The sequence below is a fragment of the Mariniflexile sp. HMF6888 genome (assembly GCF_044335535.1).
Classification (GTDB): domain Bacteria; phylum Bacteroidota; class Bacteroidia; order Flavobacteriales; family Flavobacteriaceae; genus Mariniflexile.
Window position 1 is genome coordinate 688,796 of sequence record NZ_JBIQVZ010000002.1, and the last position, 17,990, is coordinate 706,785.

The 17,990-nt window shown below is 34.5% G+C and carries 18 protein-coding genes; 10 read left to right on the forward strand and 8 right to left on the reverse strand.

From position 1 onward, the window contains the following. The first annotated feature begins 232 nt into the window (after positions 1 to 232). The 3 genes from ACGLWY_RS08165 (at position 233) to ACGLWY_RS08175 (ending at position 2,675) form a co-directional block, all read left to right on the forward strand. A complete protein-coding gene (locus ACGLWY_RS08165; protein WP_396619184.1) occupies positions 233 to 1,990 on the forward strand; it encodes a T9SS type A sorting domain-containing protein in 1,758 nt (585 codons plus the stop codon). Positions 1,991 to 2,073: 83 nt separating this feature from the next. After that, the gene (locus ACGLWY_RS08170) at positions 2,074 to 2,337 is read left to right on the forward strand and encodes a DUF2752 domain-containing protein (protein ID WP_396619271.1); all 264 of its coding nucleotides are present in this window, start codon (positions 2,074 to 2,076) and stop codon (positions 2,335 to 2,337) included. An 11-nt stretch (positions 2,338 to 2,348) separates the two neighbouring features. Beyond that, entirely contained in the window at positions 2,349 to 2,675 is a 327-nt protein-coding gene (locus ACGLWY_RS08175) for a CCC motif membrane protein (RefSeq protein ID WP_396619185.1), read from the forward strand. Positions 2,676 to 2,739: 64 nt separating this feature from the next. On the opposite strand, the gene rocD is transcribed toward ACGLWY_RS08175, so the two are convergent. Then, positions 2,740 to 3,984: an ornithine--oxo-acid transaminase gene (gene rocD / locus ACGLWY_RS08180; RefSeq protein WP_396619186.1), complete on the reverse strand. Its 1,245-nt coding sequence runs from the start codon at positions 3,982 to 3,984 to the stop codon at positions 2,740 to 2,742. Positions 3,985 to 4,295: 311 nt separating this feature from the next. Between rocD and rlmD the strand changes: the two genes are divergently transcribed. The 5 genes from rlmD (at position 4,296) to ACGLWY_RS08205 (ending at position 8,999) form a co-directional block, all read left to right on the forward strand. Continuing rightward, complete coding sequence (gene rlmD, locus ACGLWY_RS08185; RefSeq protein ID WP_396619187.1) at positions 4,296 to 5,705, forward strand: 23S rRNA (uracil(1939)-C(5))-methyltransferase RlmD; 1,410 nt, start codon at positions 4,296 to 4,298, stop codon at positions 5,703 to 5,705. Positions 5,706 to 5,777: 72 nt separating this feature from the next. After that, on the forward strand, positions 5,778 to 6,329 hold the full coding sequence (locus tag ACGLWY_RS08190; protein ID WP_396619188.1) for a DUF6452 family protein: 552 nt from the start codon (positions 5,778 to 5,780) through the stop codon (positions 6,327 to 6,329). Further along, entirely contained in the window at positions 6,295 to 7,026 is a 732-nt protein-coding gene (locus ACGLWY_RS08195) for a DUF6048 family protein (protein WP_396619189.1), read from the forward strand. The genes ACGLWY_RS08190 and ACGLWY_RS08195 overlap by 35 nt, the downstream gene beginning before the upstream one ends. A gap of 45 nt (positions 7,027 to 7,071) precedes the next feature. Then, positions 7,072 to 7,959 carry a carbon-nitrogen hydrolase gene (locus tag ACGLWY_RS08200; RefSeq protein ID WP_396619190.1) on the forward strand — a complete coding sequence of 296 codons (888 nt, stop codon included), beginning with the start codon at positions 7,072 to 7,074 and terminating at the stop codon, positions 7,957 to 7,959. Further along, positions 7,959 to 8,999 carry an agmatine/peptidylarginine deiminase gene (locus ACGLWY_RS08205; RefSeq protein WP_396619191.1) on the forward strand — a complete coding sequence of 347 codons (1,041 nt, stop codon included), beginning with the start codon at positions 7,959 to 7,961 and terminating at the stop codon, positions 8,997 to 8,999. Before ACGLWY_RS08200 ends, ACGLWY_RS08205 begins: the two co-directional genes overlap by 1 nt. Positions 9,000 to 9,319: 320 nt before the next feature. Here ACGLWY_RS08205 and ACGLWY_RS08210 read toward each other — a convergent pair whose 3' ends face one another. Further along, positions 9,320 to 10,054, reverse strand: coding sequence for an SDR family oxidoreductase (locus ACGLWY_RS08210; protein ID WP_396619192.1), 735 nt, complete (start codon positions 10,052 to 10,054; stop codon positions 9,320 to 9,322). A gap of 102 nt (positions 10,055 to 10,156) precedes the next feature. Between ACGLWY_RS08210 and ACGLWY_RS08215 the strand changes: the two genes are divergently transcribed. Next, a complete protein-coding gene (locus ACGLWY_RS08215) occupies positions 10,157 to 10,501 on the forward strand; it encodes a winged helix-turn-helix transcriptional regulator (RefSeq protein WP_396619193.1) in 345 nt (114 codons plus the stop codon). A 28-nt stretch (positions 10,502 to 10,529) separates the two neighbouring features. On the opposite strand, the gene hisS is transcribed toward ACGLWY_RS08215, so the two are convergent. From hisS to rpsF, 5 genes are all read right to left on the reverse strand, one after another. After that, entirely contained in the window at positions 10,530 to 12,188 is a 1,659-nt protein-coding gene (gene hisS, locus ACGLWY_RS08220) for a histidine--tRNA ligase (RefSeq protein WP_396619194.1), read from the reverse strand. A 793-nt stretch (positions 12,189 to 12,981) separates the two neighbouring features. Further along, complete coding sequence (locus tag ACGLWY_RS08225) at positions 12,982 to 13,452, reverse strand: DUF6495 family protein (protein ID WP_396619195.1); 471 nt, start codon at positions 13,450 to 13,452, stop codon at positions 12,982 to 12,984. 66 nt (positions 13,453 to 13,518) lie between these two features. Next, entirely contained in the window at positions 13,519 to 13,965 is a 447-nt protein-coding gene (gene rplI, locus ACGLWY_RS08230; RefSeq protein ID WP_396619196.1) for a 50S ribosomal protein L9, read from the reverse strand. A gap of 13 nt (positions 13,966 to 13,978) precedes the next feature. Continuing rightward, a complete protein-coding gene (rpsR, locus tag ACGLWY_RS08235) occupies positions 13,979 to 14,275 on the reverse strand; it encodes a 30S ribosomal protein S18 (RefSeq protein WP_117176520.1) in 297 nt (98 codons plus the stop codon). 2 nt (positions 14,276 to 14,277) lie between these two features. After that, positions 14,278 to 14,616, reverse strand: coding sequence for a 30S ribosomal protein S6 (rpsF, locus tag ACGLWY_RS08240; RefSeq protein ID WP_117176518.1), 339 nt, complete (start codon positions 14,614 to 14,616; stop codon positions 14,278 to 14,280). Between the two features lie 210 nt (positions 14,617 to 14,826). Between rpsF and ACGLWY_RS08245 the strand changes: the two genes are divergently transcribed. Further along, on the forward strand, positions 14,827 to 15,522 hold the full coding sequence (locus ACGLWY_RS08245) for a LytTR family DNA-binding domain-containing protein (protein WP_132218826.1): 696 nt from the start codon (positions 14,827 to 14,829) through the stop codon (positions 15,520 to 15,522). Positions 15,523 to 15,538: 16 nt separating this feature from the next. Here the strand turns inward: ACGLWY_RS08245 and priA are convergent, their stop codons facing one another. Next, a complete protein-coding gene (priA, locus tag ACGLWY_RS08250; RefSeq protein WP_396619197.1) occupies positions 15,539 to 17,989 on the reverse strand; it encodes a primosomal protein N' in 2,451 nt (816 codons plus the stop codon). Position 17,990 lies beyond the last annotated feature (1 nt).

A 17,990-nucleotide genomic window follows, 5' to 3' on the forward strand; every position in this document is an offset into this window, starting at 1 on the left:
TTGCAATAATGAGCTAGTTAGTGATTATTATTTGATGTCAATAGTCTATATTATTTTTTCTATTTTCTTTTAGCAAAACGGTCTTAAATCTTTAATCGAACACTAAGTATTAATTATAGTAAAAAAGCCTTTTTTTAAAACAACGCCCAAATACACTTTTAATCGCTTAGTGAATAATTAAGTAAAAAAATAACTATATCTTTGTTAATTAAACACTTAACCTATTTTAATAATGCTAAACAAATTCATCATATTCTTCTCATTATCATGCGCTTTGTCTTATGGACAATTGTCTATAAGAAACGATGCTTATATATTTATAACCGATGAAATTGTTTTTGTTGAAGATGATATAAATTTAAATGAATCTGATAGTAAGATTTATTTAAGAGATGAAGCGCAAATTATACAAGGCTCAGGCACAACGGGAAATTCTGGTGTTGGAGAATTAAGTGTTTATCAAGAGGCTAATGTTGGCGCTTATGAATATAATTACTGGTGTTCCCCTATTGGAAGCAAAACCAATAACTTAGTAAATAATCCATTTGGTATTTCGTTATTAAATGATGTTATAGATTTAACAAATTCTACACCTGCAACATACATACATTCTAGTTCTTACAACGGCACTTCTACGCCTTTAAACATTGAACCATTTTGGATTTGGAAATATATAGCAGGAAGTACTTACGCCGATTGGGTACATGTACAAGGCAATACCACAATAAATCCTGGTGAAGGATTTACTATGAAGGGTACTCAGGGCTCTGGTGATGCACAACGTTTCGACTTTAGAGGCAAACCAAATAATGGCACTTTAGCTGTAGATGTTTCAAACAATGCATTTACTTTGGTTGGCAATCCGTACCCATCAGCTATGGATGCTTTAGCTTATATTCACGACCCAGACAATGCAGCGGTTATAACTGGAACTTTATATTATTGGGAGCAAGACCCAAACGTAAACTCTCATTATTTGGCCGATTACCAAGCCGGTTATGCCACTTATATCATTGATGCCAGTGGAACAGTTGAAACGACATTACCTGCAACCTTTAATACTTATAATGGTGATGGTAGTATAAACACTGGTGGTGTAGGCACTGGTTCTAAACTTCCTAAGAGATACATCCCAATTGGGCAAGGCTTTATGGTTGAAGGCACAGCTACCGGTACAGTTAAAGCTAAAAACAGCCATCGTGTTTTTGTAAAAGAAACAAATGTAGATAGTGAATTTTTTAAAACAACCAATTCAAAAACTCAAAAGGCAGCCAGCACAAGCAGTGGCTTCTCAATAGTACCTTCCGATTATAAGCGTTTCAGACTAAATATCGATTTTAATAACACGTACACAAGGCAAATAGCACAAACTTTTCATATTTCGGCTACTGAAGGATTTGATTATGGATTGGAAACTAAGATTAATGCAAGCGACGTTTTAAAGTCTGATGCCCATTGGATAATTGGTGTTGATTCATACACCGCTGGGGCGCTTACTTTTGATGAAAGCCTAAAAATTCCTTTAGCTATTAAGGTTGCTAAAAACATGCCAGTACGAATTAGAATTGCTGATGTTCAAAATTTTGAAAATGCATCAAGCATCTATATTCATGATACTAAAAATGATACCTATGTAGATTTAAACAATCAAGATTTTAATATCAATTTAGAAGCCGGAAATTATTCGAATCGTTTTGAGGTTACTTTTACTAAAAACACGTTAAGTAATGATTTTGAAGAGTTTAAAACACTTAAAGTATATCATAACAATTCCACATTAACTTTAAACAATCCAAAAGCTATAAACATTCATGTATTGGAATTGATAGATGTTACGGGCAAACGTGTTCTTCATAAAAAAATACAATCTACAGAAACCACACAAAATTATTCTACTAAGGGATTAAGCGATGGTGTTTATATTGTAAATATTTTATTGGAAAACGATCAGGCTTTTACCAAAAAAATTATTGTGTCTACTAAAAAGTAATAAAAACCAACAACACTTCTATGATTTTTTTATAAATTTGAAAGAAAACTAAAAATTATAGTATGTCTTCTTTAGATGATTATATGTTGCCTTGCTTAAATAAAAAATTGTTTGGTTTTGAATGCATGGGTTGTGGTTTTCAGCGGTCTTTATCCTTAATAATCCATGGTGAATTTGTATCTGCTTTTTATATGTACCCTGCCATATATACTCTTATTCCTTTAACTTTATTTATAATATTCAACTTTTTTTTTAAGGTAAAGCATTCAAGTAAAATTATAAATGCGCTTGCAATTGCTTCTGTTATTATAATTATTACTAGTTTTATAATTAAGAAAATTAACTAATCAATTTTAATATGGAAACACAAAAACTCAACCCAACCATCGTTTATGTTTTAGCAATTTTAGGTTTATTATGTTGCTGCTTTGGTGGTCTCGGTTTTATTTTAGCTGGAATTGCTTTTTATATAGCATTTAGCAAATTAAATGCAGCTAAAGCTAACCCCGAAAACTATGACCAAGCTAGTGTGAAATCTATGAATACCGCTAAAACAGTAGCTTTAGTCATTCTTATTATTAACATTTTGTACCTAGCTAAAACGATTTATACAATATCTACTGTCGGTTGGGATGTAATAATGGAACAATCACAAAGAGTTTTGGAACAATGGCAAAATAAGTAATCACTTTATATACAATAAAAAGCGACCATATGGTCGCTTTTTTATGTTTAAGCTTTATATAAAACTACTTTTCAAACTGTTTAAGTGTTTTTGTAATGATACTTACGCAATCCAGTAATTGTTCTTTAGTCATGACCAAAGGCGGTGCAAAACGAATAATATTTCCATGAGTTGGTTTTGCCAACAATCCATTATCACGTAATGCCAAACAAATATTCCAGGCAGTATCGCTCTCTTCAGTATCATTAATTACAATAGCATTTAACAAGCCTTTACCTCTCACTAAATTAACTATTTTACTTGTTTCGATATATGTATTCAATTCACTTCTAAATAGATCACCTAGAACTGCGGCATTTTCAGCAAGTTGTTCATCTCTAACAACTTCTAAAGCAGCAATGGCTACTGCAGCAGCTACTGGATTTCCACCAAAAGTACTTCCGTGGTTACCGGGTTTAATCACATCCATAACACTGTTATTTGCCAAAACCGCAGATACAGGATACACACCACCACTTATAGCTTTTCCTAAAACTAAAATATCTGGTTTTACATTTTCGTGATCTACAGCTAGTAATTTTCCTGTACGGCCAATGCCTGTTTGTACCTCATCGGCAATAAATAACACGTTATAGCTTTCACATAATGCTTTTGCTTTTGCTAAATAACCTTCTTGTGGTACATAAACACCTGCTTCACCTTGAATAGGTTCTACCAAAAAACCAGCAACATTGGGGTTGCTTTTTAATGTAGTCTCTAAGGTTTCTAGGTTATCATATTCAATTTTTATAAATCCTTTTGTAAAAGGCCCGAAATTTTTCCGTGCCACAGGATCGTTAGAAAACGAAATAATAGTAGTTGTTCGCCCATGAAAATTATTTTCGCACACAATAATATCTGCTTCATTTTCATCGATACCTTTAACTTCATACGCCCATTTTCTACAAATTTTTAATGCCGTTTCTACAGCTTCAGCACCCGTATTCATGGGTAATAATTTATCGAAGCCAAAAAAATTACAGGCAAATTTTTCATATTTACCAAGTACATCATTAAAAAAGGCACGCGATGTCAAGGTTAAAGTTTGTGCTTGCTGTATCATAGCATTCACGATTTTCGGGTGGCAATGTCCTTGATTTACAGCCGAATAAGCCGATAGAAAATCGTAATACTGCTTCCCTTCTACATCCCACACAAATACCCCTTCACCCCTATTTAATACGACAGGAAGTGGATGGTAGTTATGCGCTCCGTACTTGTTTTCTAATGCAATTGCTTGCTGTGGTGTTAATTGTTCTAAAACAGCCATTTTAATGTAAATTAAATTGATAAAATAACCATTCCTACTGTACCTTTATTCTTTCGAAGATTTCGAAAAAGCAGCGTGGGAGAGAAATCATCCCCAGATAGAACTGCAAGTTACTAAATATTCTTAAAAGTTTCTGGGTTTCAGAGTTTCAAAGTTTCAAAGGCGCAAAGTTCCAAAGTTTCTGAATTGCAGAGTTTTTAGTTAGCTACTTTTCGCTTTGCCACTTTGCTACTTTGTCACTTTGCCACTTTGCATTCAAAAATCGTTATTCAAAAATCGTAAATCGTAAATCCTTTCATTACTTTTGCAGCATGTCAAAAAGAACAAAAAAGCAAGCGTTTACAAACGTTGAAGTTTTAGATGCCGGTGCCAAAGGCAAAACCATAGCCAAAGCACCCGATGGGAAGGTTATTTTCCTATCCAACACCGTCCCTGGTGATGTAGTAGATGTACAAACATTTAAAGCCCGCAAAGCTTATTATGAAGCCAAAGCCACGGTATTCCATAAATTATCCGATAAACGTACAACACCTGCATGCGAGCATTTTGGTGTTTGCGGTGGTTGTAAATGGCAAGATATGGGGTATGAACATCAATTATATTACAAACAAAAAGAAGTCACTAATAATTTAACTCGTATTGGGCATATTGAATTGCCCAAAATAACACCTATTTTAGGCGCAGCCAATCCATATTTCTACAGAAATAAAATGGAATTTTCGTTTAGTGACAGCCGTTGGTTGACCCAAGAAGAGGTGCAATCGGATGCCGATTTAGGCGACAGAAATGCTTTAGGATTTCATATACCGGGTATGTGGGACAAAATTCTTGATATAAAAAAGTGCCATTTACAAGCAGACCCTTCAAACGCTATTAGAAATGCCGTAAAGCAATTTGCCCTCGATAATGATTTTGAATTCTTCAACACCAGAAACCAAACAGGCTTGTTGCGTACCATGATGATTCGCACTTCCAGTACGGGCGATGTGATGGTGGTTATTCAATTTTTTAAAGAAGACAAAGCTAAACGTATTTTGTTATTGGATTTTCTTGCTGAAACCTTTCCGCAGATAAGCTCTTTACAATACATCATCAACGAAAAAGCAAACGATACCATTTACGACCAAGAGGTTATTTGCTATAAAGGTGAAGACCACATTTTTGAACAAATGGAAGGTTTGAAATTTAAAATTAATGCCAAATCGTTTTATCAAACCAATTCAGACCAAGCATTTGAACTATATAAAATAACCCGGGATTTTGCAGGCTTGACAGGAAACGAATTGGTTTACGATTTATATACAGGGACTGGTACTATTGCGCAATTTATAGCTAAACAAGCCAAAAAAGTGATTGGTGTTGAAGCCGTTCCAGACGCTATTACCGCTGCCAAAGAAAATGCACAATTAAATGATATTAATAACGTTGAATTCTTTGTAGGCGACATGAAGCATGTTTTTAATAACGAATTTATTACAGCCCACGGGCACCCAGATGTTATTATTACCGATCCGCCTCGTGATGGGATGCATAAAGATGTGGTGCAACAACTATTAAATATTGCGCCTAAAAAAGTAGTGTATGTAAGTTGTAACAGCGCCACCCAAGCTAGAGATTTAGAATTAATGGATGCCATGTATAAAGTTACGAAAACACAAGCTGTGGATATGTTTCCGCAAACGTTTCATGTTGAAAATGTTGTACTTTTGGAAAAACGGTAATTTAGATTGTTAGATTAATTAGAAAGTTAGAACCTTAGGTTAACTTAACAAATAAACTCAGAAAAGAGATTAATGAAAAAAACAAGCTTACTTTTAATGTTGCTTATCCTTACTGGAATTGGAATCACCATAAGCTGCGAACCCGATGATATTTGTCCAGAAAGCACTCCCACAACCCCTAGTTTAATAATTGATGTTTACGATGTTGATAATCCTGAAAACATAAAAGCCGTCACGAACTTACTTGTTGGCGGTGTAGATAACGACAACGTATTACCAGGATACGCCATAGCTACTTCCACACAAATTGTACTGCCTTTAAAAACCGATGCTGATACAACACAATATGTCCTTATTAAAGGCGCTTTTGTAAATAATAATGGCACACCAGATGACACAAGCGATGATTATATTGATGGCAATACCGATATTATAACCATCAATTATACCAGAGAAGAGGTTTATGTATCGCGCGCTTGTGGCTACAAAACCATTTATAAAAACGTTACGCTTACCATTGAGCCTGAAAACAATGACGAAAATTGGATCAAATCAAGACAACCTTTAAACGATAACCAATCTGTAGAAGATGAAACAGAAACACATTTTAACATATTTCATTAGTAGCTTAACGTGTATGCTTTTGTTTTCTGTGTCTTTAAACGCTCAAAACGATAGCATTGCAACTACCGTTAAAGATTCAATAAAAATTAAAGAAAAATACGGACTTCGTGTTGGTGGCGATATTGGCAAACTAATCCGCTCTTTTGTTGATGATGATTATACGGGTTTTGAAGTGTCGGGCGATTTCCGATTAAAAAAACGCTTATACATTGCTGGTGAACTAGGTATTGAAGAAAAACATACAACCACCGATTATTTAGATGTAACCACTAGCGGAAGTTACCTAAAAGCAGGAATAGATTATAATTTATACCAAAACTGGTTGGATATGGATAACATGATTTATGCAGGCTTTCGTGTCGGTGCTAGTACTTTTAGTCAAAAACTTAATAGCTATAGCATTTATAGTACCAACCCTTATTGGTCACCACACTTTTCATCATCCGATTTACAAGAATTCAATGACTTAACAGCCTTTTGGGGAGAACTTATTCTTGGTATCAAAACGGAGCTATTAACCAACCTATATCTTGGCTTAAACGTACAACTCAAAGTTATGGCAAATGAAACCGAACCCAACAATTTTGAGAACATTTACATTCCAGGATTCAATAAAACTTATGATAGTAGCGGTATAGGTGTTGGATATAGCTATACGCTTTCGTATCGCATTCCACTTTATAAGAAGGATAAATAGTCTTTATAAAATTATATCTTTGTATTAAATTTTCAATAATTAGTAATGCCTAAAAACACATACAAAATAGCCGTTATTCAATTGAACCTGAATAATACACCTGATAATAATTTAAAAAAATGCATGCAATGGGTAAAAGACGCCGCTAAACAAGGTGCTGAAGTTATCTTGTTACCCGAATTATATAGCAGTCATTATTTCTGCCAAAGTGAAGATGTTAATAATTTCGCTTATGCGGAACCCTTATATAGCACATCGTTTACAGCTTTTAGTGCATTAGCTAAAGAATTGGGTGTGGTTGTTATTGTCCCTTTTTTCGAAAAACGAATGGCAGGTATTTATCATAACAGTGCTTACATTATTGATACCGATGGAACTGAAGCTGGTTTATATAGAAAAATGCACATTCCAGACGACCCACATTTTTATGAAAAATTCTATTTTACGCCGGGCGATATTGGGTTCAAATCATTTCCAACCAAAAAAGGAAATATTGGCACGCTTATTTGTTGGGACCAATGGTATCCCGAAGCTGCCAGATTAACTGCTTTACAAGGTGCCGAAGTATTATTTTACCCAACCGCTATTGGTTGGCATCCTCAAGAGAAAGCACAATATGGTGAAAATCAACAAGGTGCTTGGATGAACGTCATGCGTGGTCATGCGGTGGCAAATGGCATTTATGTAGCCGCAGCTAACAGAATTGGATTGGAAAAATACCTTCCAGACACCAATGGTATTGAGTTTTGGGGCTCCTCGTTTATTGCAGGTCCCCAAGGTGAAATTTTAGCACAAGCTTCAGAAGATAAAGAAGAAATTTTAATAGCTGAAGTCGATTTAAGCTTACAGGAAAACGTTCGACAAAATTGGCCATTTTTACGCGATCGTCGTATTGATAAATATGGTGACATTACTAAAAGAGCGATTGATTAATGAAAGCTGATAATTGGATATTTCCTGCCGAATGGGAAAAGCAACAAGGTGTTTTATTATGCTTTCCTCATAATGGTAACGACTGGCCTGGTAAATACGAAGCGGTACAATGGGCTTTTGTTGAGTTTATTAAAAAAGTAGCTTCAGTTGAAGAAGTCATTTTAATCGTTGCCAACGAAAAACTAAAAAGCAAAGTTTCCACTATGCTTGAAACGGCACATGTTAACTTAGAACATGTATCTTTCATTATTCATAAAACCAACCGCAGTTGGATGCGCGATTCAGGACCCATTGTTGTAAAAAACGGGAATTCCAGAAAAGCCATCAATTTCAATTTTAATGGTTGGGCAAAATATGCTAACTACAAATTAGACAAACATGTACCTACAAAAGTTTCGGGATTTTTAAATATTCCTTTAGAACAAGCCGTCTACAAAGGTAAACCGGTTGTTTTGGAAGGTGGTGCCATTGATGTCAATGGAAAAGGCACTTTGTTAACTTCGGAAGAATGCCTGCTTCACCCAAATATTCAGGTTAGAAACCAAGGGTTTACCAAGCAAGATTACGAAGCTGTGTTTAAAGAATACTTAGGCGTCACAAACGTTATTTGGTTAGGAAATGGTATTGAAGGCGATGACACCCACGGACATATTGATGATTTAGCTCGTTTTGTTAATGATGACACTATTATTACTGTTTTAGAAGATAACCCGAAAGACGCTAATTACAAACCACTTCAAGACAATTTAAAACGTTTACAAACTTCTACTTTAGAAAATGGTAAACACCCAAACATAGTAACCTTACCCATGCCAAAACGTTTGGATTTTGATGGCATTAGGCTACCTGCCAGTTACGCAAACTTTTTAATTTTAAACAAGACGGTTTTAGTACCAACCTTTAACGATACTAACGATCGCATAGCACTAAACATTATTGCAGATTGCTTTCCTGATAGAGAGGTTATTGGAATTGCCGCCACCGATTTTATTTGGGGGTTCGGTACGTTGCATTGTTTGAGCCAGCAAATACCTAGATAATTTTTATAATTGGCAATAGGAACATTATGGTCTTGGTGACTTTACCTTGTTCGATTGCTATTTAGGTTTAGAGAAACTGACCTATCAGGGTTTTAAATCCGGTAAGTTTCTATATATAAATCTTCGAAATGCTTTACCCTTCCGTCTTTTATTTTTTTTCTGAAATCAAATCCACCTTCCCTTAAAAAAAGGGAAGGAGTTGTTTGGTACTTCAATTTAAAAGGAAAATAGCTTTATTGATCCATAGTTTTATAACTGAATTCAGGTTATTAAACCATACCGTCTTCATCTATTTATTTAACTAAAAGAACATTAAAAACCTAAAGTGTGGAACCACCATCAACCACAATTTTCTCGTTTCGTAATACCAAAGAATTATCAGAAACTAAAAATTCAACTATAGGTGCTATATCTTCTGGTAAAACCACTCTTCCAATGGGAGAAGTTTCAGAGAAATACTGCAACAATCCATCAATGGCTTCGTCTGTCATTCCTGATTTTTTCTGGATTGGAGTATGCGTAACTCCTAGACTAACTACATTAATTCTGATGCCTTTTTGTGCCAATTCAAGATTCAATACTTTAGCTATGGCTTCTAATGCTGCTTTGCTTGCCGAATAAACACTTGCATTAGGAAATGCTTTAAAAACGGCAATAGAAGTATTCAAAACAATACTCGAAGGATTTTTAAGTATGGGAATAAACTTTTGTACCGTAAAAAAAGCGCCTTTAAAATTAATGTTCATGGTTTCATCAAACAAGGCTTCATTGGTGTCTTCAAAACCAATCGATTTAAAAATGCCTGCATTTATAAACAAACCATCAATGATTCCATGAGCTTCTTTAATTCGATTTACTAAACCGTCAATGTCATGTAACACACTTGTATCCGAAGTATATCCGAAGGCATTCTTTCCTAGTTCGGTTAACGCTTTTTCCAGATTTTCTTCATTTCGACCTGTAATAATGACTTGGTAATTTTTTGCAATTAGATATTTTGCACAAGCTAAACCGATTCCGCTTGTTCCTCCTGTAATAACAATTATTTTATTCATTTTGTATTTATTTTTGAACAAAACTAGATTATTACTAACTTTGAAACAAGTACTTACTAAATGGTAAGTAACTGACTTTTAACTCGGAAAATTATTCTTACTGTGAAAATAGAGACAAAAAAAATTGAAGAAAAATATATTATAGCTGAAGAATGTCCCATTACAATTTTCATGGAGCAAATTGGAGGTAAATGGAAACCTGTTATTATATGGGTATTATTAAGCAATAAAGTGATGCGTTTTAATGAACTTGACAAAACCATAAAAGGAATTAGTCAGAAAATGTTATCGCAACAATTAAAAGACTTGGAACAATTAGGAGTAATTACTAGAAAATCTTACCCTGTAATTCCCCCAAAAGTAGAATACCGTTTAACTGAAAAAGGAAAATCGCTAGCGCCTCTTTTAACAGCGATGAAAGCGTGGGTTTATGAAAATTTAAAATAAACCACTATGGATTTCAAATCATAGTGGTTTATTTTAAATGATTTAGCAATTCGGCAAAAGACACTTTAAACTGTTCGCTTGAAACCATGTTTTTAAGAGTATAAGTATTTGAATTCACTTCGGCCTCACCTACTATAACCACAAACGGAATATTACGTTTATTAGCGTGATCCATTTGCTTTCTAATTTGTTTAGCATTAGTAGCTTTATCGGGATATAATTCAGTATGAATACCCGCCGAACGCAATTCCTTAATGGCTTTTAAACAATACATTGCTTCTTTATCACCAAAATTGATAAACAAAACTTCTACATTTTTAGTTACCGTTTCTGGGAACAACCCCAATTCTTCCAACACCAAATAAATACGGTCTAAACCAAAACTTATACCAACACCACTTGTGTCTGGTTTTCCAAATATACTAGTAAGATCGTCATAACGTCCTCCACCGCCAATAGAGCCCATTTGCACGGTTTTTGGTGCAGCGACTTCAAAAATGGCTCCTGTGTAGTAATTTAACCCGCGCGCCAAGGTGACGTCCAATTGTAAACTGGCGGTTTTTAATCCTAATTCTGAAATCGCTTCGTTTATAAACGCCAATTCTTCAATACCTTTTTTACCTTCTTCGGAAGTTGACAAAATATCTTTTAAAGATTCAACTTGCGATTCAAAAGAACCCGATAAGGTGAATAGCGGCTGTAATTTAGAAATACCTGCTTCTGAAATCCCTTTGGAAAGCATTTCCTCCTTCACCTTGGCCTCGCCTATTTTATCAAGCTTATCTAAGGCTACTGTAAAGTCTATCAATTTATCGGAAGCGCCAATAATTTCAGCAATGCCGGACAAAATTTTTCGGTTGTTGATTTTTATGGTAACACCTTCCAGTTTTAAAGCTGAAAACACGGTATCGTATAACTGAATAAACTCCACCTCTTGCCACAACGATTTGCTGCCAACCACATCGGCATCACATTGGTAAAACTCCCTAAAACGCCCTTTCTGTGGTCTGTCGGCTCGCCAAACAGGTTGTATTTGGTAGCGTTTAAATGGAAATTCGATTTCGTTTTGATGTTGTACCACGTATCTTGCGAATGGCACGGTTAGGTCGTAGCGTAGGGCTTTTTCGGAGATTAAATTTACCGATTCGTTAGAGTTATAAATTTCCTCACTAAAGAATTTATTTAAAAACTCTATAAATGCATTTGTCTTTTCTAATTCCTTCCCGAATTGATTAAGATTTTTATTGTCGATTAAAGCACTTTTATGATTTTCTAGAACTTCCTTTACTAAATCCTTAAAAGAAGAACTTTCATTTTTATAATAACTATTAATAGTTTTATCAAGAATTCCATTAAAATCAACTGAATAACTTTCGTCAGAAATTCTATCGACAATTTTATCATACAAAGGATAAAAATTACCAGCAACAAGCGAAGCACTAACTTTGGCTTTCTTTACATCTTTAAAAAAATCCCCACTATTCAAAATCTTAAAAATCAGTCTGTCCCCTTCATCACCATACTTTCCCATGAGGGTTTCGGAGTTTTCAAAACTGGGTGTTTCAATAGGCTGAAATCCAAACGTTTCGAAAGTACCACGAATGGTATTAAAAATATAATTGCGTTTTGCTACCTGTTCTGGGTTGAAATCCCTGGTGCCTTTAGGAATGCTTGGTTTTTGAGCCATATTAATGCCTGCGAAAGCAGGTATCTTTTTTTATTAGTTAAAATTCTGCATCAAACCACTACCAACGTAATTGTATGATGAGGATTGCAAAAATAATAGTTTTAAATGAAAATAGATTCCTTCCTACGCAGGAATGACAAAAATAATTAATGAAAACGTCATGGCGTGCCTTTTCTTTAAAAAAAAGCGAAACCATTCTTTTTAAATTAAAGTTTAATCACGCAAAGCCGCAAAGTTGCAAAGTTGCAAAGATTGTTTCGTTTAAAACAGTAGATATCGTGATGTACTTTTGTTTTAAAAAAGCTCGGCTTCTAACCGATAATAACCCAACTGTTCACTGCAACTGAACACTGCCTACTGCGACTGTTTACTGAACACTGCAACTGAACACTGAACACTGCAACTGCCTACTGGCTATTGATTATTGTTTATGGGTTTATGAGTTTATGCGCTGAATCGTTTAATTGGTTAATCGTTGAACAGATTGTTGATCACCAACTACTGACACCAACTACTGACACTGCCTACTGTTACTGCCTACTGCTACTGTTTACTGAATACTGCAACTGCATACTGAACACTGCAACTGCCTACTGGCTATTGATTATTGTTTATGGGTTTATGAGCTGAATCGTTTAATTGGTTAATCGTTGAACTGATTGCTGATCACCAACTACTGACACTGCCTACTGTTACTGCTTACTGTTACTGCTTACTGTTACTGTCTACTGAATACTGTGACTGTTTACTGAACACTGCCTACTGCGACTGTTTACTGAACACTGCAACTTATTTAATTTATCAATTTATTAAAATACTTAAACAAATCGCCTTTGGTAATTACGGCGCCTTGTTCAATCATTTTAAATTTGTCAAGGTTTTTATCTTCGGTATAATCTTTATCGGCTTGTAAGAACTCAACCGTTTCATCCATTAAATTTTCGCGGAGCCAATTATAACCTTCTTGTGTGGTGATATCTACTGCTTTGTTTTTTACGTTTACAACAATGGCTTTCATTTTTTTCTTTCCCAAACGGAATAAATACATGTGTTGTGCCGAAAAATGTTCTAGATATTCAGCTTTGTTTAAAACACCTTCCCAAATTAAATCGCTAAAAACATCCAGTTCCATTTCTGCTAATTCTGGCTTATTGGTTTTCAAATTAGCCCATTCATCGGCAGTAATGGATTGTGTTGCCAAAAAGTTTATAAATTCTTGGTGCAGTTCTTCAAACTGTTCTTTTGTAAGTCTTGAATATTTCATTGAAAATAAATTTTTTAATAAAAAAGCCCCAACTAAGTTGAGGCTTTTATATGAATCTATTTGATATTATTCAGCTTGTGCAATAACCTCAAATTCTAAATCTACACTTACTTCTCTGTGTAAACGTATTACGGCATTATACTTACCTGTACGTTTTACAGTTGTAACTGTAATGAATTTTTTATCGATAGATTGCCCTTCTTTTTCTAAAGCAGCAGCAACATCAATATTATTTACAGAACCAAATAATTTATCTCCTGTTCCTACTTTTGCAGCTATTTTAATTTCTAAAGCTTTTATAGCTTCAGCAATTTTGTTAGCCTCATCAACTATTTTCTTTTCTTTATAAGCTCTTTGCTTTAAGTTTTCTGCCAATACTTTTTTAGCAGAAGCCGTAGCCATAATAGCTTGTCCTTGAGGAATTAAAAAATTTCTACCATAACCGTTCTTAACTGTTACAACATCGTCTTTAAATCCTAAATTTTCAACGTCTTGTTTTAATATAAGTTCCATTGTTATCGGTATTTTATTTTAATAAATCGGCTACATAAGGCATTAAAGCTAAATGACGTGCTCTTTTTACAGCAACAGCCACTTTTCTTTGATACTTCAATGAAGTCCCTGTTAAACGTCTTGGTAAAATTTTACCTTGCTCGTTTATAAATCTTAACAAGAAATCTGGATCTTTGTAATCAACATATTTGATTCCAGACTTTTGAAACATACAATACTTCTTCTTCTTGTTTGTATCGATGTTAAGAGGAGTTAAATATCTAATTTCTCCGTCTTTTTTTCCTTTAGATTGTTGTTCTATAGATGACATAATTAAGCTTTTTGTTTAAGTTTAACTCTTCTTCTCTCAGCCCAAGAAATAGCATGTTTATCTAACGCTACCGTTAAATAACGCATAAAACGCTCATCACGTCTAAACTCTACTTCCAAAGTATTAATTACCTCACCGGCAACCGTGTATTCAAATAAGTGATAAAAACCACTTTTTTTGTTTTGAATTGGATAAGCTAATTTTTTAAGCCCCCAATCTTCTTTTGATACCATCTTAGCGCCGTTAGAAACAAGAAAATCTTCGTATTTCTTTACTGTTTCCTTTATCTGGTCTTCAGATAAAACGGGATTTAAGATGAAAACAGTTTCATAATGATTCATAAAAATCGTGTTTATTGTTAAAAATTGGGTGCAAAAATAGTTAATAAATACATATTACACAACTATATTATCACTATATTTTATAGTATATTTGCTACACGAAACAAATGTTAAAATTATGTTAAAATCAACAGTTTAACGATGTTTTTTGGTTTTTAGCCGAATTTTTTGTACTATTGTCGATATCTTAACCGAAATAATATAAATGTTATGACTTTAAACTGTGTAGTAGTAGACGATTCGGCAATACAACGTCTCTCTATTGTTAAGTTAGTAGAGAACCACCCCGCTCTAAACCTAATAGCAGAGTACAGTAGTGCCCTAGAAACCAAAAATGGTTTAAATACACACCAAGTAGATTTAATCTTTTTAGACATTGAAATGCCAGTGCTAAACGGATTTGAACTTTTAGACGTATTAAACAACAAGCCTCAAATTATTTTTGTAACTGGTAAAACAGAGTATGCTTTTAAAGCATTTAACTATGATGCTACCGATTATTTACATAAACCAATTACAAGAGAACGTTTTAATGTCGCTGTAGAGAAAGCTCTGGAGCAACACAAATTAACTCAGGATTTTAACGAAGAAGAGGGTGAACACATCTTTGTTAAGAGTAATCTTAAAAAACGTAAGGTTTATATCAAAGACATTAAATGGATTGAAGCTCTAGGCGATTATGTAAAACTTGTTACTGAAGAAAACAGCTTGGTAGTACTTTCTACTATGAAATCTTTTGAAAAAGAATTGCCGGAAAATAAGTTTTTAAGAATTCACAAATCTTATATTGTCAACCTAGATAAAATTGACAGGTTTAACAGTAAAAATGTTGAAGTTGGTGCTTATGAAATTCCTTTAAGTAGAAACAAGAAAACCCAATTGGTTGATGCTCTGAATAATATTTAAGCATAACCAACTAAACTTAAAAGTTATCGACATTTAAAATTACTTTAACCGACCGAAAATCTTTTACACTCAAGAAGCTATTATTTATTTTAATGATAGCTTCTTTAGTTTTTGACAAGGATTGTTTCTTCGGGATTTTTACCAAAATGTTTTTATGAAACTGATTTCTAATTCTGGCAATTGGTGGCGATTCGGGTCCTAAAACAAAATTTCCAAATACATTGCGTAGCGATTTTGCATACCAAATTGAAGCGGTATCTACCCTAGTATAATCCTTATGTTTCAAAGTGACTTTAATTTGCTTAAAAATGGGTGGGTATTTGTAATTATAACGATCATTCATTTGCTCGTTATACATATCAATATAATTATTTGTAGAAACCTGCTGTAAAATATTATGAAGCGGATTGTAGGTTTGAATCAACACCTTCCCACGCTCCTCCGTACGTCCTGCCCTACCTGAAACCTGCAGCATGAGCTGAAAACTGCGTTCGTGCGCTCTAAAATCTGGAAAGTTCAACATATTATCGGCATTCATAATACCTACCAACTTAACGTTTCTGAAATCCAAACCTTTAGTAAGCATTTGTGTACCAACCAAAATATCTATTTCCTGTTGCTCTAAAGCGGTAATTATTTTTTCATAGCCATATTTACCTCTTGTGGTATCTAAATCCATTCTGGCGACTTTATAATCAGGAAACAAAAGCTTCACTTCTTCTTCAATCTGCTCGGTTCCAAAACCTTTATTATCTAATTCAGGACTTCCACAAGCCGAACAGGTTTTAGGCATTATTTCAACAAACCCACAATAATGACAGCGTAATTGGTCTCTATATTGATGATAGGTTAAACTCACATCGCAATTAGGACATTGCGGCGAATGCCCACAAGTATGGCATTCTACAATTGGTGAAAATCCACGTCGGTTTTGAAACAGTATGATTTGATACCCTTCTCGCAAGGTTTCGGTCATTTCTTCAATAAGCCGATCGCTAAAATGCCCTCTCATGCGTTTCTTTTTCAACTTATCCTTGATATCTACCAACTCAATATCCGGCATGAGCACATCATTAAACCGTTTTGTTATTTCAACAAAACCATATTTATTTTGTTTCGCATTGAAATAACTTTCCAAACTGGGTGTTGCAGATCCTAAAAGCGTTTTAGCCCCATGTATATGTGCCAAAACAACAGCCGTATCACGTGCATGATAGCGTGGTGCTGGATCGAATTGTTTGAAAGACTGTTCGTGTTCCTCATCAACAATTATCAATCCTAAATTATTGAATGGTAAAAAAATAGATGATCGCGCACCTAAAACAATTTGCGCTTTCACGGAATTATTTAAAACATGATTCCAAACCTCTACCCGCTCCTGTGATGAATATTTAGAATGGAACACCGCCACTTGCTCTCCAAAATAATTTTGCAAACGAGTGATTAATTGTGCCGTTAATGCAATTTCAGGTAATAAATACAAAACCTGTTGCCCTTTACCCAAAGCCTCTTCAATAAGTTTTACATACACTTCGGTTTTGCCTGAGGATGTAACGCCATGAAGCAATACAACAGATTGTTCTTTAAATGATTCTTTTATTTCGGTAAGTGCTGTGTTTTGATGTTCATTGAGGCTTTTTGAATCTTCATTATCATCACCCGAATACTGAACCCTATCGGTCTGTATAAAATATTCTTCAAGGATACCTTTATCTATTAATGCTTTTATTGTTGTGGATGAAGCATCACTTTCTGTTGACAAATCAGCAACTTTTACAGGCTTTTTTGTCGTTGCAGAAATAGAGAATAACGTTAATATAACCTGGTGTTGTTTGGGCGCTCTGCTTAAATCATCCAATAGTTTTTGTAGCGCAGATTCCGAAGAAAAATGAGAATGCAACTTAACATAACGCACCAATTTAGGCTTGTATTTTTCATATATTTCTTCTTCAACAGCAATGGCTTCTTTTTCAATCAATCGCTTAATAACCGGAAGCACATTTTTTTTATCAAGAATGTTAGCGATATCATGGATCTTTAAAGACGATTGATGCTGCAAAGCTTCATAAACCAAAAACTCATCATCCTTTAAAATAGATTCATCAATAACTTTGGCGTGCTTTGTTATGATGGTTTCGCTCTCCAAAACAAAGGCACTGGGTAAAGCAGCTCGCATCACATCGCCCAAAGTACACATATAGTAATTAGCTATCCATTGCCACAACTGCAACTGCTTTTCGTTTACAATAGGGCCTTCATCCAATATTTGATGAATTTCCTTAGCTTCATAAGCTATAGGTGCGTCGTTGTGAATAGTAGAAACAATCCCCGTGTAGATTTTAGATTTCCCGAAAGGAACAGATACACGCATACCTGGTTTTAAAAAATCGGCTTCGGCAGAAGTTATACTGTAAGTAAATAACTTTTGAAGTGGTACAGGTATAATGATGTCTATAAAATATAGCATA

Bases quoted from the DNA above. Each gene is read 5' to 3' on its own strand.
- ACGLWY_RS08165 (WP_396619184.1), top strand. From the start codon at position 233: ATGCTAAACAAATTCATCATATTCTTCTCATTATCATGCGCTTTGTCT.
- ACGLWY_RS08170 (WP_396619271.1), top strand. From the start codon at position 2,074: ATGTTGCCTTGCTTAAATAAAAAATTGTTTGGTTTTGAATGCATGGGT.
- ACGLWY_RS08175 (WP_396619185.1), top strand. From the start codon at position 2,349: ATGGAAACACAAAAACTCAACCCAACCATCGTTTATGTTTTAGCAATT.
- rocD (WP_396619186.1), bottom strand. From the start codon at position 3,984: ATGGCTGTTTTAGAACAATTAACACCACAGCAAGCAATTGCATTAGAA.
- rlmD (WP_396619187.1), top strand. From the start codon at position 4,296: ATGTCAAAAAGAACAAAAAAGCAAGCGTTTACAAACGTTGAAGTTTTA.
- ACGLWY_RS08190 (WP_396619188.1), top strand. From the start codon at position 5,778: ATGAAAAAAACAAGCTTACTTTTAATGTTGCTTATCCTTACTGGAATT.
- ACGLWY_RS08195 (WP_396619189.1), top strand. From the start codon at position 6,295: ATGAAACAGAAACACATTTTAACATATTTCATTAGTAGCTTAACGTGT.
- ACGLWY_RS08200 (WP_396619190.1), top strand. From the start codon at position 7,072: ATGCCTAAAAACACATACAAAATAGCCGTTATTCAATTGAACCTGAAT.
- ACGLWY_RS08205 (WP_396619191.1), top strand. From the start codon at position 7,959: ATGAAAGCTGATAATTGGATATTTCCTGCCGAATGGGAAAAGCAACAA.
- ACGLWY_RS08210 (WP_396619192.1), bottom strand. From the start codon at position 10,054: ATGAATAAAATAATTGTTATTACAGGAGGAACAAGCGGAATCGGTTTA.
- hisS (WP_396619194.1), bottom strand. From the start codon at position 12,188: ATGGCTCAAAAACCAAGCATTCCTAAAGGCACCAGGGATTTCAACCCA.
- ACGLWY_RS08225 (WP_396619195.1), bottom strand. From the start codon at position 13,452: ATGAAATATTCAAGACTTACAAAAGAACAGTTTGAAGAACTGCACCAA.
- rplI (WP_396619196.1), bottom strand. From the start codon at position 13,965: ATGGAACTTATATTAAAACAAGACGTTGAAAATTTAGGATTTAAAGAC.
- rpsR (WP_117176520.1), bottom strand. From the start codon at position 14,275: ATGTCATCTATAGAACAACAATCTAAAGGAAAAAAAGACGGAGAAATT.
- rpsF (WP_117176518.1), bottom strand. From the start codon at position 14,616: ATGAATCATTATGAAACTGTTTTCATCTTAAATCCCGTTTTATCTGAA.
- ACGLWY_RS08245 (WP_132218826.1), top strand. From the start codon at position 14,827: ATGACTTTAAACTGTGTAGTAGTAGACGATTCGGCAATACAACGTCTC.
- priA (WP_396619197.1), bottom strand. From the start codon at position 17,989: ATGCTATATTTTATAGACATCATTATACCTGTACCACTTCAAAAGTTA.